This window comes from Nonomuraea sp. NPDC003804, from assembly GCF_040610675.1.
GTDB lineage: Bacteria > Actinomycetota > Actinomycetes > Streptosporangiales > Streptosporangiaceae > Nonomuraea.
Map to the genome: position 1 here is coordinate 95,854 of NZ_JBEXMT010000011.1, position 20,972 is coordinate 116,825.

A 20,972-nucleotide genomic window follows, 5' to 3' on the forward strand; every position below is an offset into this window, starting at 1 on the left:
GCGGGCCCGTCCGGCGTCACCCGGACAGGCGCGGGAACGCGAACGTCACGGCCCCGCCGGCCCGTCCACCCGGCGGGGCCGCGCCCCGAGCCGACCAGGAGGCTGATCGGAAGGCCGAGCGGGAGGCCAGTCAGGAGGCCGATCGGGAGGCCGATCAGGAGACCGATCGGGAGGCCGATCGGGAGGCCGATCGGGAGGCCGATCGGGAGGCCGATCGGGAGGCCGATCAGGAGATCGCCGGCTTCTCGTCGGTCCACCCGGCCACCAGCACGACCTCCGTCCTGCCTGCCGTGCTGGCCTTCACCACCTGGCTGGTGCGCGCGTCGATGACCAGCTCGCGCTCCACTCCGCGCACCGTGTAGCCGAAGGTCGACCTGCCGAGGTAGCGCACGTCGGGCAGGTCGGCCAGTGCCCGGTAGGCGGCGGCGCGCACGCCGGACGGGGCGGGCTTGCTCCACAGCAGGCCGGTGAGCGCGTCGGCGACCACGCCGCCGCGGTCCCGTTCCGGCACGCCGCCGAGCATGTCGGTCACGTGGGCGCGCAGCGCGCCGGGGTCGGCGGGAAGCGCCTCGATCTGGGCGATCGTCATGGGGTGCCCGTTCAGGGTGAACGGCTCGTCGGTCTTGGTCGTGACGGTGGTCGTGCCCTTGTGCTCCCTCGTCCAGGCGCGGCCGTCCCTTCCCGCCCACAGCTCCTTGACGTCGGAGCCGTTCACCACGCGCTTGACGTACCAGTAGGCGCCCTTCGCCGGAGGGACGGCCGCCGCCGCGCCCGCCGCGGCGAGCAGGACACTCGCCTTGTCGGTGCCCGTGGGGTCGGCGTGCAGCCTCGGCACGACGAAGGCCACCGCGGCGACGGCCATGACGGCGAGCCCGGCCAGCAGCGGCGTCCAGCGCGGGCGCCGGCTGGAGACAGGGGCGGGGCCGCGCTCGGCCTCGAGCCTGGCCCTGACCCTGTTCCTGGCCGCCTGGTCCGGCGCGGGCTCGCCGTACAGCTCCCTGATCCGCCGCAGGTCATCCATGGTCGCCCTCCATCGGGTTGGTGCCGCCAAGGGCCTTGCGCAGCTTCTTCCTGGCGCGGTTCAGGCGGGAGCCGACCGTGCCGTACGGGATGCCGAGCGCGGTGGCGATCTCCTCGTGCGAGAGCCCGGCGAGCGCCACCAGCAGGAGCACGTCCCGGTCGCCCTTGCCCAGGCGGGCGATCGCGCCGGCCAGGCTCGGCCCCAGGCTCTGCGCGCTGACCCGCATCGCCACCACGTCCGCCAGGCCGGAGACGTCGCGGTCGGCCGCCATACGGCCCCTGGCGCGCAGCGCCCTGACCTCGGCCCGCCGGTGCTTGCCGATGAGGTTGGTGGCGATGCCGTACAGCCAGGACCTGACGCCGGCCCGCTCGGGATCGTAGCGGTCGCGTTTGCGGAAGGCGGTGAGGAAGGTCTCGGCGACCACGTCCTCGGCATCGTCGGGGCCGAGGCGCTGCGCGACGTACCTGAAAATCTCCTCGAAGTAGGCGTCGAAGATCTCGCGGAACCCCTCGGGTCGGGCGAGATCCGGCTCGCGCACCGCGATAACGGTCATGGGTGGCCCTCCGTGGACGAGGCTGTCCAGAGGTATCACCCGATCGGCCGATCCGCTTTCACGGCCGCCGTCCCAGCTCTCGACGCGGAAGGGCGGGGGACGGTGACCGTCCCCCGCGCCGGCGGAAGTCATCACATGGGTACGACCGCCGCGGAGGACGTCGGGTTCGCCCGGAACCGGGGTGCCACCCACAGGCCCGCCAGCGCCATGACCAGCGTCGCCGCGTAGACCGCCCAGTAGCCCTGACCGACGCCGGCGAACAGCGCGCTGGTCACCGCCACGGACACCACGGAGAACACCGACTCGCCCACCTGCAGCGCCGAGCTGTTGACGCCCTGCTCGCCCGGCCTGGACAGCTCCAGCGTGAGCACCGACAGCGTCGGGTACACCAGGCCCATGCCGAACCCGGTGATGATCCACGACGGGTAGGCGAGGGCGACGGGCACGGCGTCGAAGGTGACGGCGCCCATGAGCAGGATGCCGAGCGCGACCGCGGCGGTGCCGCCGAACAGGTTCACCGACCTGCCGAACACCTCACGCCCCTGCAGCCACGACGCGAACGACCAGGTCAGCGCGCCCCCGGTGAGGGCGAACCCGGCCAGCAGCGGCGACATGCCGCGCTCGTTGATCAGCATCAGCGGGACGATCACCTCGGCGGCGAAGAAGGCCGCGGCGGTCAGCCCGCGCAGCGCCACCACGGCGGGCAGGCCCCTGGCCGCGCGCAGCGTCCCCGCCGGCAGCAGCTTCGGCAACGCGAACAGCAGCAGCGCCAGACCCGCCAGGAGCAACGGCAGCCTGCCGTCGCTGCCGTACTGCATGAGGCCCGCGCCCACGGCCGTCAGCGCCGCCCACGCCACCTTCCCGCCCAGGCCGGGTGCGGGCGCGGCCTGCCCGCCCGTGACCGGCTGCCCCGCCAGTCCGCGCGCCAGGATCAACGCCGCGACCACCGTCAGCGCGGGCACCAGGAGGAACACCCAGCGCCAGCCGAGCGTGCCGACCACCAGCCCGACGACCGCCGGGCCGACCATGGACGGCACGACCCACGCGGTGGCGAACAAGGAGAAGATCTTCGGGTGTGACTCCTCCGGATAGACCCTGGCCACCACCACGTAGAGCGCCACGTTGACCAGCGCTCCGCCGAAACCCTGCACGAGCCGTCCGGCGATCAGCATCTCCATGGAGGTGGCCAGCCCGGCCACCAGCAGGCCGCCGGTGAACCCCGCCGCCCCCGTCCACAGCGGTGCGCTCGGGCCCTTCACGTCGGCCCACCGGCCGCCGAGGACCGTGCCGACCACCGCGGCCGCCATCGCGCCGCTGAAGGCCAGGCCGTACAGGTGGAGACCGCCGAACTCGCGCGCCACGACCGGCATGGCGATCGCCACCGCGATGTACTCGAAGGCCACCAGCGACACCAACGCCACCAGACCCGCTGTCAGAGATTTGCGCGACATGCCACCGACGCTACGGACGGGCCCTCGCCCGCACATCGTGCGCTGGTCCTAGGCCGTCCTCCGTACATCGCCCTAGGCACCCGGCGAGGCCGCTTTCCGCCCTCCCGGCCTCCCGGCATCCTGGCTTTCCCAGCATCCCGGCTTCCCGGCATCCCTGCTTTCCGGATTCCCGGATTCCCGGATTCCCGGATTCGCGGCGTCCCGGCATCCCGGCATCCCGGCGTTCCGGCGGAGGGGCGCGGTGGGGAGCAGGCAGGGCGGTAGGGGCGGGAGCGCGACGACCCCGGCACGGGTTGTGTGCCGGGGTCGTCGTGCCTGGGCGTCGGCTACTCGGAGACGCCGAGCCGCTCCAGGATCAGCTCGCGGGCGCGGGCCGCGTCGGCCTTGCCCCGGCTGGCCTTCATGACGCCGCCGACCAGCGCGCCCACCGCGGCGATCTTGCCGGAGCGGACCTTCTCCGCCGCGTCGGCGTTGCCGGCGAGGACGCCGTCGATGATCGCTACCAGCTCGCCCTCATCGGCGATCTGCAGGCCGCGGGCCGCGACGACCTCGTCGGGGTCCCCCTCACCGGCCAGCACGCCGTCGAGGGCCTCGCGGGCCAGCTTGTCGTTCAGCGCGCCGGAGGCGACCAGCTCGGTCACCCTGGCGACCTGCGCCGGGGTGATGGGCAGCTCCGCCAGGGAGACGCCGGCCTCGTTGGCCCTGCGGGCCAGCTCGCCCATCCACCACTTGCGGGCGTCGGCCGCGGGCGCGCCCGCCGCGATCGTGGCCTCCACGATCTCGATGGCGCCGGCGTTGTACATCGACTCCATGTCGTGGTCGGTCACGCCCCACTCGGTCTGCAGGCGCTTGCGGCGGACCGACGGCAGCTCGGGCAGCTCGGCCTTGAGCTTGGCCACCCAGGCGGGATCCGGCGCGATCGGCACCAGGTCGGGCTCGGGGAAGTAGCGGTAGTCCTGCGCCTCCTCCTTGGACCTGCCGGACGTGGTCGTGCCGGTGTCCTCGTGGAAGTGGCGGGTCTCCTGGGTGATCCGGCCGCCGTCGGCGAGGATCACCGCCTGCCGCTGGATCTCACTGCGGACCGCCCGCTCGACGCTGCGCAGCGAGTTGACGTTCTTGGTCTCGGTACGGGTGCCCCACTCCGACGACCCGCGCGGCATGAGCGAGACGTTGACGTCGAAGCGCATGGAGCCCTCCTCCATGCGGACGTCGGAGACGCCCAGCGAGCGCATGAGCTCGCGCAGCTCGGCGCCGTAGGCGCGAGCCACCTCGGGGGCGAGGCGGTCGGCGCCCGGGATCGGCTTGGTGACGATCTCGACCAGCGGGATGCCCGCGCGGTTGTAGTCGACGATGGAGTAGTCGGCGCCGTGGATGCGGCCGGTCGCGCCACCCACGTGGGTGGACTTGCCGGTGTCCTCCTCCAGGTGGACGCGCTCGATCTCGATCCGCACGATCTTGCCGTCGACCTCGACGTCGAGGTAGCCGTCGGAGCAGAGCGGCTCGTCGTACTGGGAGATCTGGTAGTTCTTCGGCATGTCCGGATAGAAGTAGTTCTTCCGGGCGAAGCGGCACCACTCGGCGATGGAGCAGTTCAGCGCCAGGCCGATCCTGATCGTCGACTCGATCGCCTCGGCGTTGGCCACCGGCAGCGAGCCGGGCAGCGCGAGGCAGGTCGGGCAGGTCTGGGTGTTGGGCGGAGCGCCGAAGGCCGTGGGGCAGCCGCAGAACATCTTCGACGCGGTGCCGAGCTCGACGTGGGTCTCCAGGCCGAGGACCGGCTCGAACCGGTCGAGGGCCTCGTCGTATGCCATGACGCTCACAGTTCGGGAGCCTCCTTCAGCAGCGGGCCGCCCCAGCGGCTCTCCAGGGCCTTCTCGACCGCGGCGCCGACCCGGTAGCAGCGGTCGTCGCCCAGGACCGGGGCCATGATCTGCAGGCCGACCGGCAGGTTGTCCTCGTCGGCCAGGCCGCAGGGCACCGAGATGGCCGCGTTGCCGGCCAGGTTGGACGGGATCGTGCACAGGTCGGCGAGATACATCGCCATCGGGTCGTCGGCGCGCTCGCCGATCGGGAACGCCGTCGTCGGCGTGGTCGGCGAGATCAGCACGTCGACCTGGTGAAAAGCGGCCTCGAAGTCGCGCGCGATGAGCGTGCGGACCTTCTGCGCCTGGCCGTAGTAGGCGTCGTAGTAGCCGCTCGACAGCGCGTAGGTGCCGAGCATGATGCGCCGCTTGACCTCGGGACCGAAGCCCGCGGCCCTGGTCAGCGCCATCACCTCCTCGGCGCTGCGGGTGCCGTCGTCGCCGACGCGCAGGCCGTAGCGCATGGCGTCGAAGCGGGCCAGGTTGGACGAGCACTCCGAGGGCGCGATCAGGTAGTAGGCCGGCAGCGCCGTCGTGAACGACGGGCAGGAGACCTCGACGACCTTGGCGCCCAGCGACTCCAGCAGCGCGACGGTGTCGTGGAAGCGGTTGAGCACGCCCTGCTGGTAGCCCTCGCCGTCGAACTCCTTGACGACGCCGATGCGCATCCCCGCGATGTCGGCGTTGCGCGCCGCCTCGACCACGTCGGGCACGGGCGCGTCGATGGAGGTGGAGTCCATCGGGTCGTGCCCGGAGAAGGCCGCGTGCAGCAGGGCCGCGTCCATGACGTTGCGGGCGAAGGGCCCGGGGGTGTCGAGGGAGCTGGCGAAGGCGATCAGGCCGTAGCGGGAGGACCCGCCGTAGGTCGGCTTCATGCCCACGATGCCGGTGACGGCGGCGGGCTGCCTGATCGAGCCGCCGGTGTCGGTGCCGGTCGACAGCGGCGCCTGGTAGGCGGCGACCGCCGCGCTCGACCCGCCGGACGAGCCGCCGGGGATCCTGCTGAGGTCCCACGGGTTGCGCGTGGCGTGGTAGGCGGAGTTCTCGGTGGAGGAGCCCATCGCGAACTCGTCGAGGTTGGTCTTGCCCAGGATGACCAGGCCCGCCTGGCGCAGCCGCGCGGTCACCGTCGCGTCGTACGGCGGGCGCCACCCCTCGAGGATCTTGGACGCGGCCGTGGTCGGCATGTCCTTGGTGGCGAAGATGTCCTTGTGCGCGATCGGCACGCCCGCGAGCGGGCCGAGCTTCTCGCCGGCCGCCCGCCTGGCGTCGACGGCGCGCGCCTGCTCCAGCGTGACCTCGCGGTCGACGTGGAGGAACGACTGGACCTGGGGCTCGACCTGCTCGACGCGGTCGAGATGCGCCTCGGCGACCTCGACCGCGCTCACCTCGCCCGCGGCGATCAGCGCGCCCAGCTCGGCGGCGGTCTTGCGGATCAGACTCATGCTTCCTCCCCGAGAATGCGCGGAACCCGGAAGCGGTCGTCCTCGACGGCCGGCGCGCCCGAGAGCGCCTGCTCGGGCGTGAGGGACTGTCGCACCTCGTCGGCACGGAACACATTGGTCAGCGGAAGCGCGTGCGACGAAGGCGGGACGTCCTCAGCGGCGACCTCTGCCACCTTCGCGACCGCGGCGATGATGTCATCGAGCTGGGTGGCGTAGTGGTCGAGCTCGTCGTCGGAGATCGCCAGCCGGGACAACCGGGCCAGGTGCGCGACCTCGTCGCGGGTTATGGCGGACATGAGTCGTTGAACCCGTTTCATGGATGGAGTTTGGACAGTGTCATCCTAGGGCTCTTGACGCAGGGTGGCCGAACCGTTAACACGCCTGTGGCGTGGCGGCGGCCGGAAGCGGGCCGTTCGGCGTCGACGCGGCCCGCAGGCGGGCGTCAGACGGTCTGCGAGATCTCCACGTAGTCGATCTCCTCCACCCCGACCCGCTCCCGCAGCCAGACCGTCGCGTCGGCCGGCGCCATCGCCCGGCCGAACAGCCAGCCCTGCCCCATGTCGCACCCCATGTCGGCCAGCCGGAGCGCCAGCTCGTCGGACTCCACGCCCTCGGCGACCGACCGGAGCCCGAGCGAGCGCACCAGGTCGACGATCGAGCGCACGATCCGCTCGTCGTCCTCCGAGCACGACATCCGCTGCACGAACGAGGCGTCGATCTTGACCTCGGAGGCGGCCAGCCGCTGCAGGCGGATCAGCGACGAGTAGCCGGTGCCGAAGTCGTCCAGCGCCAGGGGCACGCCCAGGGCGGCCAGCGCCCTGATGGTGTCGTGGGTGTAGGCCTGGTCGCCCATCAGGATCCGCTCGGTGACCTCGAGCTGGATCGCCTCCGGTGGCAGCCGGAAGCGGGACAGCCCCGCCTCCAGCTGGTCGGGCAGCGCGGAGTCGAGCAGGTCACGGGCGGAGACGTTGACCGAGATCTGCACCTGCAGCCCGGTGTGCCACCAGCGGGCCGCCTGCTCCATGGCCGCGTCGATGACGTACTCGGTGATCTGGCGCATCAGGTAGGACTGCTCGGCCAGCGGGATGAAGTCGGCGGGCGAGATCGGCCCCCGCACGGGGTGGCGCCAGCGCAGCAGCGCCTCCATCCCGCGCACCTCGCCGGTGGCCAGGTCGACCTTGGGCTGGTAGTGCAGGCGCAGCTCGCGGTTGTCGACCGCGCGGCGCAGGTCGCCGAGCAGGCCGAGACGTTCGGGCGAGTTGCGGTCCTTGTCGGGCTGGTAGAGCTCGACGCCCGTGCGGCCCTCCTTGGCCAGGTACATCGCCACGTCGGCACGCTGCAGCAGCAGCTCGAAGTCGGGCGCGTGGTCGGGGAAGAGCGCGATGCCGACCGAGCCGTCCATGTCGAAGGTCATGCCCTCCAGGCGCACGGGCTCGGTGAGGGCGGCCCTGAGCCGGGCGGCGACCTCCCTGGCGGCGTGCGTGTCCCTGATGGACGGCAGCAGCACGGCGAACTCGTCGCCACCGAGGCGCGCGACCACGTCGCCCGGCCGTACCGAGTGGGTCAGCCGGTGGGCCACCATCTGCAGCAGCCGGTCGCCGACCGGGTGGCCCATCGTGTCGTTGACCTCCTTGAACCGGTCGAGGTCGATCAGGAAGAGGCCGACCCGCTCGTCGGGGCGGCACTCGGCCAGCGCCTCCTCGGTCGAGACGATCAGCATCTTGCGGTTGGGCAGGCCGGTCAGCTCGTCGTGCAGGGCCTGGTGGTCGCGGCGCATGGACAGCGTGGCGGTGAAGTAGACGGCGGCCAGCGGCGCCACGAACAGCGGCACCAGCCCCGGAGAGTCCTGCATGACGACGACGACCAGCGGCGCGAGCCCGAGCAGCCCGGCGTAGACGAGCGCCTGCGGCCCCACGGTCGCGCGCAGCACCCTGCTGAGCGAGCGCCGCTCGTGCAGGGCGACCGCGCCGCACACCAGCAGCGCCCGCGCGGCGAAGTAGGCGACACCCGACAGCGCGATGGGCACCATGGCGAACCCGGCCGGCACCCAGGGCGCCGACGGGGTCGGCACGATGCCGAACAGCCCCAGCACGACCGCCGCCGCGGTGAACGCCAGCGTCGCCTGTGCGATGTTGAACATCACCCGATGCCACGCCTTGCGCGTGACGATCCCGTTGACCGCGATGCCGACCACCTGCATGAGCACCGCCACCGGCAGGCCGTAGTGCAGTAACACGGCGAAGGTGAACATGGTCGCCGGGTAGGTGCCGCCCACGGCGGTCGCCGAGGACACCATGACGGGACGCAGCTCGCCCAGCACCACCAGCACGGCGAGCACCCAGAAGAGCGGAGTCCTGGCCAGCTCGGCCAGGCCCGCCAGGTCGAGTCGTAGCTCGGCCACGAGGAGCGCGGTGAAGCCGATCACGGAGACCGCCAGGAGGAAGGCCCAGAGCGGGCTTCCCACACGTGGTCCCGTGTCGCGCGTGTCAGTTGGGTCGGTCATCGGTAACAGAACCTCCAAGAGGTCACTATGGGAGGGTACGACCTCCACCCCACTTCCCGAAACCACCCGCCTACGTTCCGTCACACCACTTGCCCAGATTTATCGGCAAGAAGCATCTTTTGTACGTTTTTGCTCGACAGTGGTTCCCCCTGGTCACTGCCGCCCCCTCAGGGGCTCCCCGTCACGCCGGCGGAGGGCGGCCGTGACCACAGCCGCCCCCGCCCCGCGTTCACCCCACGAGCCTGACGAACTCCTCGAAGGAGATGCGGCCGTCACCGTCGGCGTCGGCGTTCTGCTCGAGCGAACCGAGCGCCTCCCCGGGAAGCCCGGGGAAGTGGCGAACCAGCTCCGCCTGGCTGATGAAGCCGTCGCCGCCGGCGTCGATCGCGTCGAAGGTCTGGCGCAGCTCCGCCAGCCGCTCGGGGCTGAGATCCGACATATGTGAACCCTTTCCGTGGAGAGGGCTATTCTTCCGGCTTCACCGCCACCTCGGCAGCCGCTTCCGCGCCCTTGTCGAGGAGGACATGGAATCCGGCCTCGTCGAGGACGGGCACCCCGAGGCTGACCGCCTTGTCGTACTTCGACCCGGCGTTCTCCCCCACGACGACGAAGGCGGTCTTCTTCGACACCGACCCGGCCACCTTGCCGCCCCTGCCGGTGATGGCCGCGGCGGCGGAGTCGCGGGTGAAGCCCTCGAGGGTGCCGGTGACGACGAAGGTGAGGCCCTCCAGGATCTGCGGGCCCTTCTCCGGGGCCGGCTCGTCGGCCATGCGGACCCCGGCCGCCCGCCAGCGCTCGATGATCTCCCGGTGCCAGTCGACCTCGAACCACTCGCGGACCGTGGCGGCCACGCGCGGGCCGATGCCCTCGACCGCGCTCAGCTCCTCCTCGGAGGCGTTCATGACCTCGTCGATCGAGCGCAGCGTCCCGGCCAGCGCCTGGGCCGTCGGCGGGCCGATGTGGCGGATGGACAGCGCGACCAGGACCCGCCAGAGCGGCACCTGCTTGGCCTGCTCCAGCTCGTCGATGAGCTTCAGCGCGTTCTGGCTCGGCTGGCCGTTGACGTTGGAGAAGAACGAGACGACCTTCGGCTCGCCGGTCTTGGGGTCGATCTTGGGCAGGCCGGTCTCCTGGTCGCGCACCACCGACCTGATCGGCACCAGCTGCTCCAGCGTGAGGTCGAACAGGTCGGCCTCGGTGCGCACCACCGGCTCCTGCTCGGCCACCGGCTGGCTCAGCGCCGTGGCCGCGACGTAGCCCAGGCCCTCGATGTCGAGGGCCTTGCGCCCCGCCGCGAAGTAGAGGCGCTCGCGGAGCTGCGCGCGGCAGCCCAGGGCGTTGGGGCAGCGCAGGTCGGCGTCACCCTCCTTCTCGTAGGCCAGCTCGGTGCCGCACTCGGGGCAGTGGGTCGGCATGACGAACGCGCGCTCGGAGCCGTCGCGCAGCGCGGTCACCGGCCCGACGATCTCCGGGATGACGTCGCCCGCCTTGCGCAGCACGACGGTGTCGCCGATGAGCACGCCCTTCTTCTCCACGATCGCGGCGTTGTGAAGGGTGGCCCGCTCGACCGTGGACCCGGCCACCACGATGGGCTCCATCACCGCGTACGGCGTGACGCGACCGGTGCGCCCGATGCCGACCTCGATCCCGAGGAGCTTGGTGTTGACCTCCTCCGGCGGGTACTTGTAGGCGATCGCCCAGCGCGGCGCCCGCGAGGTGGAGCCGAGCTCCCGCTGGGTCCTGATCTTGTCGACCTTGACGACCACGCCGTCGATCTCGTAGGCGGGGTCGTGGCGGTGCTTGCGGTAGTGCTCGATGAAGTCGTCGATGCCCCGCACGTCGGGCACCACCCGGTAGAGGTCGCTGACCGGCAGCCCGAACTCCCGCAGCCGGTCGTAGACCTGTGACTGCGCCTGCGGCTCGGCCGCGCCCTCCCAGACGCCGACACCGTGCACCAGCATCCGCAGCGGCCGCTGCGCGGTGATGCGCGGGTCCTTCTGCCGCAACGTGCCCGCGGCGGCGTTGCGCGGGTTGGCGAACGGCGGCTTGCCCTGCTCGACCAGCTGCTCGTTGAGCTTCTCGAACTCCTCGACCGGGATGTAGACCTCGCCGCGCACCTCGACCAGCGAGGGGATGTCGCTGCCCACGAGCCGGTGGGGGATGCCGGTGATCGTGCGGACGTTGGCCGTCACCTCGTCGCCGGTGCGCCCGTCGCCTCTGGTGGCGCCGCGCTCCAGCCTGCCGTTCCGGTAGACCAGCGCGATGGCCAGCCCGTCGATCTTCAGCTCGCACAGGTAGGGGCCCGGGTCGCCCTCGGCCAGCCGCTCCGCCCTGACCTGCCAGGCGGCGATGTCGGCGTCGGTGAAGGCGTTGTCGAGGCTCTCCATCTTCTGCAGGTGCTCGACCTTCTCGAAGTCACCCGAGACGGGCGCCCCGACCTTCTGCGTCGGCGAGTCGGGCGTCTGGAGCTTCGGATGGGCCTCCTCGAGCGCGAGCAGCTCGTTGAACCAGCCGTCGAACTCCGCGTCGCTCACCGTCGGCTGGTCGAGGACGTAGTAGCGCCAGCGCGCCTCCTCCACCAGCTCGCTCAGCTCGGCGTGGCGCTTCAGCGCGTCCACGGGCACGCCCTCGACCTCGGCGCTCATCGCTTACTCCCTCCGTCAAACCTGAGAGAACGCTATCTCGCGGCACCGACATTCGGCTCCCGACGGGGCTCTGCCGTCCGCCTCGCCGTCCGCCTCTCACGCCACCCGCTTCCACGTGGCCGAGCACGCCTCCCTCGGCGGCGAGCTCGCGGGGCTGAGACACAGCTGGGCCGACACGCGCTCGACGCCGCCGCCCCTCTCGTACACCGGCAGCGAGCGGTTCCTGTTCCCGCAGTTGCGGTTGGTGGCGGCCTCCCACCGTGCCACGACCCGCCGGTCGGCGTCGCCCCTGAGCCTGAGCAGCAGGATCACCCAGGTGCAGTTGCGGTCGTTGTGCTTGTCGGTGACCGTCGGCACGGTGACGGTCAGCTTGCCGTCCCTGATGGTGGCGGTGACCGCGGCCCAGTTCCCTCCGGGTCCGGAAACCGTGACGGCCGAGCCCGCGTACGCGGGCGCCGGCGGGAGCGCGAGTGAGGTCAGCAGGACGGCGGTGACGATGGGACGTCTCAAGGTCATCTCCTAGGGGCACGAGCGCTGGTAGGCCAGTCCGTCGGTCAGCCGCATCCACTCCTTCTCGTCCAGCCCGCGACGGACGATGCCGCAGGCGGCCGCCACGGGGTCGCGCAGCACGGCCATGTGCGGCGCGAGGTCCCGCACGACGGCCTCCGGCCCCGGCCCGACGGCGAGCATCCTGGTCCCGTCGGCGCTCATCGTGACCTCGTCGGCCACCGGCAGCGCCGCGTACCTGCGGACCTGGCCCGGCCCCTCCACGTGCCACAGGGTGACGGGTCCGCCGCCCGCCCCCGTGTACGCCACGGCCGAGCCGAGGGCGAAACCGACGGACGACACCACGGGACCGTCGTTGCCCAGGTCGGCCAGGTGACGCGGCCTGGCGGGGTCGGAGAGGTCCCAGAGCCTGGCCAGCTTCGCGCTGCCGCCGGTGAGCAGCCGGCGACCGTCGGGCGACAGGGCGGCCGAGACGATCCCTGAGGGGTCGGCGGCGAACGCGGCGGCGGGCACCGGCCTGCGCGGGTCCGCCAGGGTCCAGAGCCGCACCACGCCCCGGGCGTCGCCCGTGACGGCCAGCCGCCCGTCGTCGCTGATCACCGCGGCGTCGACGGAGGCGGAAGCGTCGGTGGAGGCCGGGACGCCAACGAAGCCCGGGACGCCTCCCGGGGCCGGGAGGTCCGCGGGGGCCGGAGTGCCCGCCGGGGCCGGGGCGTCGACGGAGGCGGGGACGTCCGCAGGGGTCGGGGCGTCGCCCGGGTCGTCCGGGCTTGCGATCGGCGGCAGCCGTACCGGGGGCGAGGTCGGGGCGGGCCACAGCGTCGTGGTGCCGTCCTCGGTGCCCGCCAGCGCCCGTCCGCCCGCCGAGGCGACCGCCGTGACCCTGGCGCCCGGCGGCAGCAGCCGCGCGGCGGCGCCCTCCGTCCACCGTACGGCGCCGCCGTCCACCCGCCCGGCCAGCACCGCCGTACCGTCCAGGGCCAGCGCCGACACCTGCCCGGCGTCCTCGGCGAGCGCCCGCGCCTGGGGCAGCCGGCCGGCCCCCACCTCCCACAGCGTGACCGCGTGCTCGGCCGTCACCGTCACCAGCCGCCTGCCGTCTCGGGCGAGCACCGCGCGCCCGACGTCCGGCCGCGGCACTCTCGCCAGGACGGCGGGCGGACGCAGCCGCGCGGTCCCCCACAGCACCGTCGTGCCGTCGCTGTCGGCCGTCACCAGGTCGGAGGTGACGGGGTCGAAGGCGGCGGCCACGATCCCGCCCGTGCCCGCGCCGACCACGGCTCGCTGCACCGGAGCGCCTTCGCCCACCTCCCACACGATCGTGCGCCCGTCGCCGCCCGCCGTGGCCAGCAGCCTGCCGTCGCCGCTGAAGGCCACCGCCTTCACCCCGGAGGCGTGCCCCGCCAGGTCGGCCAGCGGCCTCGGCCGGGCGCCCTCGATGTTCCACAGGTAGGCGCGCGAGCGCCGGCCGCTGGTGGCGATCGTCCTGCCGTCGGGACTGACCGCGACCGCCCACGTGACCTGCGCCTGCTCCCCCTCAGCGGAGGCCGGCGTGGTGAAGCTCTCGACGGCCTTTCCCGGCGTCCACAGCAGGCACGCGGTGAACCTGGAGCAGGCGACGACGCGCCGCCCGTCCTTCGTGAAGGCCACGGATCTGACCGGATCGTCCTGGTGCGTCGGCAGCGTGGTCGCGGGCTGGTCGTCGCCCACCGGCCACGCGTGCGCGCCCGCGGCCGTGCCGAGCGCGAGCCGCCTGCCGTCGGGGCTGAAGGCCAGCGCGTAGATCCTGCCGAAGCCCGGCTCGAACGTGGCCGTCCGTGCCCAGCCCGCCACCTGCCAGAGGATCACCGTGCCGTCGTCGCCGCCGGTGGCGAGCGTGCGCCCGTCACCACTGAAGGCCGCGGTCCGCACGTGTCCCGTGTGGCCGCGCAGCGAGGCGACCCGCACGGGGGCGTGCGGCCTGGAGGTGTCCCACACCTCGGCCGTCCCGCCCATGCCCACGGTCGCCACCATCCGGCCCCGTGGGCTGAAGGCCAGGCCCAGCAGACCGGGGCCGGCGCCCTCGAGCCTGGCCGAGTAGAGGGTGCCGGCCAGCAGCCCGACCAGCGCGGCCCGGTGCCGCTCGCCCGGCTCGATCGCGAGCGCGGCGAGCCCGAGGCGGAGCGCGGCCGGCGGGTCCGTCTGGACCTGGGCGTTCGCCTGAAGGACCAGGGCCCTGGCCGTGGCGCTCCGGCGGGCGGCGTCGGCGCTGCCGTACAGGTGGAGGGCGATGCCGCCGGCGGCCACGGACAGGACCAGCAGGACGCCCAGCACGGCCGACAGCAGCACCCTGCGCCTGGCGCGGCGGCGGGCGGCCAGCGCCGCGCGCTCCTCCGCGGCGGCGGAGGCGTCGAGGAAGGCGCGGGCGGCCGCGCCGAGCCGCCTGCCCTCGGCCCACTCGCGGGCGAGCGCGAGCCTGGACCCCCGGTACAGCCCCGAGTCGTCGCCCTCCCACGCCGCCGCGGCGGCCACGAGGTGCTGCTCGACGAGCAGGCCCGTCCGGTCGGAGTCGAGCCAGCCGCGCAACGTGGGCCAGGCCGCCAGCAGGGCCTCGTGGGTGATGGTGACCGCCGGCCCGTCGATGGTGATCAGCCGGGCGCCGCCGGAGGCGAAGGCGTCGATCACCTCGCAGGCCGCCAGCGCGTCGGGCACCTCGGCCAGCAACCGGTCCAGCTCCACCCGCCGCCGGGTGTCGTCGGTGCCCTCCCCCACGTGGACCAGGCGGGTGAACACCGCGCGGGCCTGCTCCCTCGACGGCAGGGCGTCCAGGACGGCGTCGGCGGTGGCGGCCAGCGCGCCGTGGATGCCGCCCGTGGCCTGGTAGCCCGCCACGGTCAGCGCGGCCCCGCGCCGCCGCTGCCAGGTGACCAGCAGGGCGTGGGAGAGCAGCGGCAGCCGCCCCGGCTCCTCGCCCAGGTCGCGCAGCAGCAGCTCGACCAGTCCTGGCTCCACGGTCAGCCCCGCCGCCAGCGCGGGCCGCTCGACCGCTTCGCGCAGCCCCGCTGCGCTCATCGGGCCCACGACGACGGGCCCGCGTTCCAGACCCGCCCTCAGCTCGGGTACGGCGGCGCACCGGCCGAGGAAGTCGGCCCGCACGCCGAGCACGACCCGCCCGCGCAGGTCCGGGATCCTCCCCGCGGTGAACGCCTCCTCGAACTGGTCGACCACCAGCACGTCCACGTCCGCGGGAACCGGCTCCGACGGTGTGATCACCGCCACCGAGGTGCCCGCCGCGCGCTGCCGGAGCGCGGGCACCAGCCCGGCCCGCAACAGGGACGACTTGCCCGAGCCCGACGCCCCGGTGACGATCAGCGGCGCCGGGTCGTCCAGGCGCCTGACCAGGGTCTCCACCAGCCGTTCGCGGCCGAAGAACAGCGGCGCGTCCGCCGTCCCGAACGCCTCCAGCCCCTTGTACGGCGGGCCGTCGAAGGGCGGCGGCCGCTCCCGCCGTCCCGGGAGGCCCGCGGTGTGGGCGGCGCGCAGCAGCACCAGCTCGCCCACCCGCCCGGTGGTGCGGACGCGCGGCACGGGAAAGCCCGCGGCGGGCAGCTCCCTGCTCAGCCGGCGGTGCAGGCCGGCGAGGGTCAGCACCGGCGGCGGCGTGGCCAGCAGCCGCAGCAGCGCGCCGCTGAAGGCGGTGTGGCGCAGGCCCTCGGGCGCGAAGGACGGCTCGCTGCGCCCGGCCGAGGTCAGCACGAAGGCGCCGGAGATCTCCGCCACGTCCCACGGGTCCGACATGCCGTCGATCGCGCGGCCCGAGAAGCAGCAGTCGAGGACGACGACGAGCGGGCCTTCGACGTTGTCGAGCAGGTAGCGGCGTAACAGGTCGTACGGCAGCGCCGTGTGCTCGAGGCCCAGGACCCCCGAGACGGTCCCCGCCGTCGCCAGGTGGAGCGCCCCCCGCCTGCTGACCAGGCCGTGCCCGACGTAGTAGACGATCAGCGGCCCCTCGGCCGACGCGGCGGCGGCGATCGCGTCGCCCATCTCGCGGGGCGAGGCCGGATCGAGCACCACCCGCACCGACGCCAGCCCGCACCTGGTCAGCAGCGCCTCGCGCAGGTCGGCGAGCGTGCGCGCCACCGACGGCAGGTCGGGCAGGTCGGAGCCGGAGCCGTGGGTGCCGGTGCCCAGCAGCAGCGCGCTCGCGCCGGCGAAGTCTCCGGCCGTCACGCGTCGGCCCCCCTGGGGCGGAGGTGGCGCCTCATCCCTCCTGGATAGCTCAGCCGGCTTGCAGCGCCCTTGCCGTCTCCCTCAACTTCGACAAGGCGAGACGCGCGTAGGCCGGCGAGGCGCCGGCCAGCCCGCAGGCGGGCGTGAGAACCACCCGGCGCTGCAGTTCCTCGGCGGCGAACCCGAGCCGCTCCCACAGCTCCACGGCCGGCTTGGCGATCACCTTCAGGTCGGGCAGCCGGGTGTCGACGCCCGGCACCACGCCCAGGAAGAAGTCGACGCCCGCCTCGACCGCCTCGCCGATCGGGTCCTCGTCGCGCCGCGACAGCAGCGCGGCGTCCAGCGAGATCGCCCGCACGCCGGCCCTGCGCAGCAGCGCGATCGGGGCCCTCGGCGCGCAGCAGTGCACGATCGCGCCGGGGAAGAGCCGCAGCGACTCCTCCACCCGCCACTCCTCCACCGCGGGCAGCCTGCCGAACCCCGAGGCCGTCGGCACGGTGCCCGCCAGCACGCCCGGCAGGCCCGGCTCGTCGAGCTGGAGCAGGATCTCGGTGGCCCCTGGCACCCTGCGGCGCACGGTGGCCACATGGTCGGCCACCCCCTGGGCGAGCGAGGCGGTGAGGTCCCTGACGGCGCCCGCGTCGGACAGCATCTTGTCGCCGTGGCGCAGCTCGATCGCGCCCGCCAGCGTCCACGGCCCGCACACCTGCACCTTCAGCGGCCCGGTGTAGCCCTGCGCGACCTCTTCGAGGCCGTCGAGGTCGCGCGCCAGGTGGTCGACGGCCCTGCGGTGGTCGCGGCCGGGACGCGAGGCCAGCCGCCAGCCCGAGGGCTGGACCTCCACCGGCAGGTCGACCAGCAGCGCCGCCGTACGGCCCGCCATGTCGGCGCCCACGCCCCTGGCGGGCAGTTCCGGCAGGTACGGCAGGTCGGGCAGCTCTCCGAACACCGTCCTGAGGGCCTCGAGATGGTCCTCGCCGGGATGGGATCCGACACCGGTTGCGCCAAAAGACATGGCTCCAAGCCTAGAGCGGCGGCCGAGCCGCCATCTCCACCCCGCCCGGCCCACCGCGGGCTCCCGGGTGTCACGCTCCGGCCGGCGCCCGCGCCGATCCGGACAACGGGCCCTGAACTATCGTGGGAAGGTGAAACTCACCAAATACGGCCACGCCTGCGTCAGGATCGAGAAGAACGGCAAAGTGCTGGTCATCGATCCGGGCGTCTTCACCGACGCCTCCGCCCTCGACGGGGCCGACGTCGTCCTTGTCACGCACGACCACTTCGACCACGCCGACCGCGACAAGCTGGCCGCTCTCGCGCCCGAGGTGTCGATCTGGACGTGCGAGGGTGTCGCCTCGGGCTCGGCCGAGGGGCTCGACGCCCACGTCGTACGGCACGGCGACGCCTTCGAGGCCGCCGGGTTCGAGATGAAGGTGTTCGGCGAGTGGCACGCCGCCAACCACCCCGACCTGCCGGTCGTGGACAACGTGGGGTTCCTGGTGGACGGGGAGGTGTTCTACCCCGGCGACGCGTTCACCGTGCCGCCGGTGCCGGTCGGGACGCTGCTGGTGCCGACGGGTGCGCCGTGGTTGAAGCTGGCGGAGGTGATCGAGTACCTGCGCACGGTGAAGCCCGCCCGGGCGTACTCCACGCATGACGCGCTGTACAGCGAAGCGGGGCTCGGGCTGGTGGACAACTGGCTGAGGATGGAGGCGGAGAAGCAGGGCGCCGACATCCGCCGCTTGGCGGTCGGCGACTCCGCCACCCTGTCCTGACCCGGGTCTTCCCGCCGGGCGGTCAGGCGGCCGTGGAGATGGTGGCCGAGCCGATGACCGTGTCGCCCGAGTAGAGGACGGCCGCCTGCCCCGCCGCCACTCCGGTCGCCGGCCGGTCGAGCGAGACGACGAGCGTGCCGTCGCGCTCCTCGTAGCGGCAGCCGTACACCTCGCCGTGCGCCCGGAGCTGCACAGACAGGTCGTCGAACCGGTCGGGCCCGTTCCACACCGGCCGGACGCAGACGATCTCGGAGACCTGCAGCGCCTCCCTCGGCCCGACGGTCACCGTGTTGGACACCGGCTCGATCGACAGCACGTAGCGCGGCCTGCCGTCGACGGTCGGACGGTCGAGGTGCAGGCCCTTGCGCTGGCCGACCGTGAACGCGTACGCGCCCTCGTGCGTGCCGACGACCGCGCCCTGCTGGTCGACGATGGCGCCGGGCTCCTGACCGAGCCGCTTGGCGAGGAAGCCGCGCGTGTCACCGTCGGCGATGAAGCAGATGTCGTGGCTGTCGGGCTTGTCGGCGACGGTCAGGCCGCGCCTGGCCGCCTCCTCGCGCACCTCGGCCTTCGTGGAGCCGCCCAGCGGGAACATCGCGTGCCTGAGCTGCTCCCTGGTGAGCACGCCGAGCACGTAGGACTGGTCCTTGCCCTGGTCGACGCTCCTGGACAGCACGCCGTCCTCGAGCTTGGCGTGGTGGCCCGTCGCCACCGCGTCGAACCCCAGCGCCAGCGCCCTGTCGAGCACCGCCGCGAACTTGATCTTCTCGTTGCAGCGCAGGCACGGGTTCGGGGTACGGCCGGCGGCGTACTCGGCCACGAAGTCCTCGACCACGTCGCGCTGGAAACGCTCGGCCATGTCCCAGATGTAGAACGGGATGCCGATGACGTCGGCGGCGCGGCGGGCGTCGCGGGAGTCCTCGATCGTGCAGCAGCCCCTGGCGCCCGTGCGGTGGGATTGCGGGTTGGCCGAGAGCGCCAGATGCACACCGGTGACATCGTGACCGGCCTCGGCGATCCGAGCGGCGGCCACGGCGGAATCGACGCCGCCCGACATGGCGGCAAGCACACGCAGTCCCATGACGTTTCGAGACTACCGTCCACGGGCGGCTTCTCGACCCTCCGGGGAGACGTGACCGGCTCGCCGGGCGGGCGGAGATCGGCGAGTTACGCGCCCGCGAGGTGCGAGAATGCTGGGTTATGCGACTGTTCGGGCGCAAGGACGACGAGGAAGAGGCCGGCGAGACCGGCGAGACCGGCGACGCGCTGGCCGAGTTCTGGGAGTGGTGGCGGGAGACCAGGCCCCAGATCGACGCGCTGGTCGAGGCCGGCGAGGCCGAGCGGCTGTCGGAGCTGATCGCGCCCGCGGTCACCGCGATCCATCCCGGCCTGGTCTGGGAGGTCGCGCCGGGCAGGCAGGCCCAGCAGGCGCTGGTGGTGACCGCCGCGGGCGACCCCGAACTGCGCTCGCTCGCCCACCGGTGGTCGAAGGGCGCGCCGGAGACCGACGCGCTGTGGGAGTACCACCCCTCGCGCCAGGCCAACCCCGAGGCGATGGAGCTCACGCTCGACGTCGGCGGCTACGAGTTCGCGCTCGACAAGCTGCTGCTCGGGCTGCGGGTGCCGAGGGGCAACCCGCGCATCGACATCGCGGCCTTCCACCCCGTCTTCGTCATGCTGGACGAGGACACCCGCATGGAGGCCACCCTGCTGTCCCTCGACTGGCTGCTCGGCGAGGACGACGTGGCCAGGTGGGTGGGCGAGATCACCCCGGCGACGTTCCAGCCGATCGACTCGGTCGAGGCCGTGCACCTGCCCGCGGTGATCGCCGACCTGGCCACCGAGTTCGCCGAGGAGCAGTGGGCGCTGCTCGAAGGGCAGACCGCGGGCGGCGCGCCGCTGATCGCGACGGCCCGTTTCCCGCTGCGTCCCGTCGACCACCCGCTCTACGACCAGCACATCCAGATCACCCTCCCCTACGCCCACGCCGACGAGAACGGCCTGCCGGTGGGCGAGTCGCTGACGTCACTGCGGGAGTTCGAGGAACGGCTGGCGGCCAGGCTCGGCAGGCAGCACGCCGACGGGGTGCTGGCGGCGCACCTGAGCGCGGAGGGCGCCAGGGTGATCCACGTCTACGCCGACCCGACGGGCGAGGCGGCCATCCACGCCAAGGAGCTGATCGTGAGCTGGGAGGAGGGCCAGCCGCTCGTCGACGTGGTCACCGACCCCGGCTGGACGGCGGTCGCCCCCTTCCTGTCCTAGAAACGCGGAGGGCAGGACGGGAAGGCGTCAGGACGGGTTCGCCATACGGCGGGCCAACCTGGCCGCTTCGCCGGAAGTCAGGTTCGGATCGGCCAGCCGGGCGCGCGTCACCTCGCCGGTGCGGGGGCCGGGATCGGTCCTGGTGCCCCGGCGCATCCCTCGCAGGAGCCGGCCGCGTACCGTCCGCAGCACCCAACCGGGCAGATCGGCGTTGCCGATCGTCACGAGGGTCATGGCCACGTCCGCGGCGGGGTCTCCTGCGGCCGCGTTCCGCCAGTCGATCACCACGGGGCCGGCGGGCGACAGGATGACGTTGCCCGGGTGGAAGTCCAGGTGCAGGATCCGGTTGCCCGCCTGGCTCGCGAACCGCGTGGGCAGCCAGTGCGGCGCCGGCAGGGCGTGGAGCCGGTCGTGGAGGGCGCCCAGCAGCCGCCCGAGGGAGCCCGCCTGCCACGGCCGGCGGGTCAGGGTCTCCAGCATCGTCGGGCCGGGCACCCGGTCGAGGACCATGTCGGTGCCGGTGGCCTCGTGCACACGGGGGACCGGGAACCCGCACGCCGCCAGGTGCGCCATCAGGCGCGCCTCCTGTTCGGTCGGGCCCCCGGAGCGGTAGCGCCGCAGAACCTTCGATCCGTCCAGGGCGTACACGTCGGCGTCCCGTCCTCGGGCGATCAGCTTCACGCTGAGCATTCTGCGGGCGGAGGTGCGGGGCCGCCACCTCGGTGCTCTGGTACGGCTG

General features: G+C 73.1%; 16 protein-coding genes. 2 read left to right on the forward strand and 14 right to left on the reverse strand.

What is annotated here, in order from left to right; genetic code table 11:
* Positions 1–226: 226 nt before the first annotated feature.
* From ABZX22_RS17325 to ABZX22_RS17380, 12 genes are all read right to left on the reverse strand, one after another.
* On the reverse strand, positions 227–1,021 hold the full coding sequence (locus tag ABZX22_RS17325; protein ID WP_354909742.1) for a hypothetical protein: 795 nt from the start codon (positions 1,019–1,021) through the stop codon (positions 227–229).
* Positions 1,014–1,574 (reverse strand): RNA polymerase sigma factor, encoded by a 561-nt coding sequence (locus tag ABZX22_RS17330; RefSeq protein ID WP_354909745.1) that lies wholly within the window; start codon positions 1,572–1,574, stop codon positions 1,014–1,016. The genes ABZX22_RS17325 and ABZX22_RS17330 overlap by 8 nt, the downstream gene beginning before the upstream one ends.
* 131 nt (positions 1,575–1,705) lie before the next feature.
* Positions 1,706–3,025 (reverse strand): MFS transporter, encoded by a 1,320-nt coding sequence (locus ABZX22_RS17335; protein WP_354909747.1) that lies wholly within the window; start codon positions 3,023–3,025, stop codon positions 1,706–1,708.
* A 326-nt stretch (positions 3,026–3,351) separates the two neighbouring features.
* Positions 3,352–4,836, reverse strand: a complete 1,485-nt coding sequence (gatB, locus tag ABZX22_RS17340; RefSeq protein ID WP_354910062.1) for an Asp-tRNA(Asn)/Glu-tRNA(Gln) amidotransferase subunit GatB — start codon at positions 4,834–4,836, stop codon at positions 3,352–3,354.
* Positions 4,837–4,841: 5 nt separating this feature from the next.
* Positions 4,842–6,332, reverse strand: coding sequence for an Asp-tRNA(Asn)/Glu-tRNA(Gln) amidotransferase subunit GatA (gene gatA, locus ABZX22_RS17345; protein ID WP_354909750.1), 1,491 nt, complete (start codon positions 6,330–6,332; stop codon positions 4,842–4,844).
* Complete coding sequence (gatC, locus tag ABZX22_RS17350; protein ID WP_354909752.1) at positions 6,329–6,628, reverse strand: Asp-tRNA(Asn)/Glu-tRNA(Gln) amidotransferase subunit GatC; 300 nt, start codon at positions 6,626–6,628, stop codon at positions 6,329–6,331. Before gatC ends, gatA begins: the two co-directional genes overlap by 4 nt.
* Positions 6,629–6,774: 146 nt before the next feature.
* Positions 6,775–8,835, reverse strand: coding sequence for an EAL domain-containing protein (locus tag ABZX22_RS17355; RefSeq protein ID WP_354909754.1), 2,061 nt, complete (start codon positions 8,833–8,835; stop codon positions 6,775–6,777).
* Between the two features lie 229 nt (positions 8,836–9,064).
* Positions 9,065–9,274, reverse strand: a complete 210-nt coding sequence (locus ABZX22_RS17360; RefSeq protein ID WP_354909757.1) for an EF-hand domain-containing protein — start codon at positions 9,272–9,274, stop codon at positions 9,065–9,067.
* Between the two features lie 25 nt (positions 9,275–9,299).
* Positions 9,300–11,480 carry an NAD-dependent DNA ligase LigA gene (gene ligA, locus ABZX22_RS17365; RefSeq protein WP_354909760.1) on the reverse strand — a complete coding sequence of 727 codons (2,181 nt, stop codon included), beginning with the start codon at positions 11,478–11,480 and terminating at the stop codon, positions 9,300–9,302.
* Between the two features lie 96 nt (positions 11,481–11,576).
* Positions 11,577–11,990, reverse strand: coding sequence for a hypothetical protein (locus tag ABZX22_RS17370; protein WP_354909763.1), 414 nt, complete (start codon positions 11,988–11,990; stop codon positions 11,577–11,579).
* A 9-nt stretch (positions 11,991–11,999) separates the two neighbouring features.
* Positions 12,000–16,196, reverse strand: a complete 4,197-nt coding sequence (locus ABZX22_RS17375) for a hypothetical protein (RefSeq protein ID WP_354909765.1) — start codon at positions 16,194–16,196, stop codon at positions 12,000–12,002.
* Positions 16,197–16,245: 49 nt separating this feature from the next.
* Positions 16,246–17,211, reverse strand: a complete 966-nt coding sequence (locus tag ABZX22_RS17380) for a methionine synthase (protein WP_354909767.1) — start codon at positions 17,209–17,211, stop codon at positions 16,246–16,248.
* Between the two features lie 130 nt (positions 17,212–17,341).
* Here ABZX22_RS17380 and ABZX22_RS17385 point away from each other — a divergent pair, with 130 nt between their 5' ends.
* Positions 17,342–17,971, forward strand: a complete 630-nt coding sequence (locus ABZX22_RS17385) for an MBL fold metallo-hydrolase (RefSeq protein ID WP_354909770.1) — start codon at positions 17,342–17,344, stop codon at positions 17,969–17,971.
* Positions 17,972–17,993: 22 nt separating this feature from the next.
* Here ABZX22_RS17385 and mnmA read toward each other — a convergent pair whose 3' ends face one another.
* Positions 17,994–19,052 (reverse strand): tRNA 2-thiouridine(34) synthase MnmA, encoded by a 1,059-nt coding sequence (gene mnmA, locus ABZX22_RS17390; protein WP_354909772.1) that lies wholly within the window; start codon positions 19,050–19,052, stop codon positions 17,994–17,996.
* Positions 19,053–19,171: 119 nt separating this feature from the next.
* Here mnmA and ABZX22_RS17395 point away from each other — a divergent pair, with 119 nt between their 5' ends.
* Positions 19,172–20,233 (forward strand): DUF695 domain-containing protein, encoded by a 1,062-nt coding sequence (locus ABZX22_RS17395; protein ID WP_354909775.1) that lies wholly within the window; start codon positions 19,172–19,174, stop codon positions 20,231–20,233.
* 27 nt (positions 20,234–20,260) lie between these two features.
* Here ABZX22_RS17395 and ABZX22_RS17400 read toward each other — a convergent pair whose 3' ends face one another.
* On the reverse strand, positions 20,261–20,914 hold the full coding sequence (locus ABZX22_RS17400; RefSeq protein WP_354909777.1) for an aminoglycoside phosphotransferase family protein: 654 nt from the start codon (positions 20,912–20,914) through the stop codon (positions 20,261–20,263).
* Positions 20,915–20,972: the final 58 nt, after the last annotated feature.

What these genes read in the sequence shown, in the direction of transcription:
- gatB (WP_354910062.1), bottom strand. Translation starts at nt 4,836, where the DNA reads ATGGCATACGACGAGGCCCTCGACCGGTTCGAGCCGGTCCTCGGCCTG.
- ABZX22_RS17395 (WP_354909775.1), top strand. Translation starts at nt 19,172, where the DNA reads ATGCGACTGTTCGGGCGCAAGGACGACGAGGAAGAGGCCGGCGAGACC.
- ABZX22_RS17325 (WP_354909742.1), bottom strand. Translation starts at nt 1,021, where the DNA reads ATGGATGACCTGCGGCGGATCAGGGAGCTGTACGGCGAGCCCGCGCCG.
- mnmA (WP_354909772.1), bottom strand. Translation starts at nt 19,052, where the DNA reads ATGGGACTGCGTGTGCTTGCCGCCATGTCGGGCGGCGTCGATTCCGCC.
- ABZX22_RS17380 (WP_354909767.1), bottom strand. Translation starts at nt 17,211, where the DNA reads ATGTCTTTTGGCGCAACCGGTGTCGGATCCCATCCCGGCGAGGACCAT.
- ABZX22_RS17355 (WP_354909754.1), bottom strand. Translation starts at nt 8,835, where the DNA reads ATGACCGACCCAACTGACACGCGCGACACGGGACCACGTGTGGGAAGC.
- gatC (WP_354909752.1), bottom strand. Translation starts at nt 6,628, where the DNA reads ATGTCCGCCATAACCCGCGACGAGGTCGCGCACCTGGCCCGGTTGTCC.
- gatA (WP_354909750.1), bottom strand. Translation starts at nt 6,332, where the DNA reads ATGAGTCTGATCCGCAAGACCGCCGCCGAGCTGGGCGCGCTGATCGCC.
- ABZX22_RS17330 (WP_354909745.1), bottom strand. Translation starts at nt 1,574, where the DNA reads ATGACCGTTATCGCGGTGCGCGAGCCGGATCTCGCCCGACCCGAGGGG.
- ligA (WP_354909760.1), bottom strand. Translation starts at nt 11,480, where the DNA reads ATGAGCGCCGAGGTCGAGGGCGTGCCCGTGGACGCGCTGAAGCGCCAC.
- ABZX22_RS17360 (WP_354909757.1), bottom strand. Translation starts at nt 9,274, where the DNA reads ATGTCGGATCTCAGCCCCGAGCGGCTGGCGGAGCTGCGCCAGACCTTC.
- ABZX22_RS17335 (WP_354909747.1), bottom strand. Translation starts at nt 3,025, where the DNA reads ATGTCGCGCAAATCTCTGACAGCGGGTCTGGTGGCGTTGGTGTCGCTG.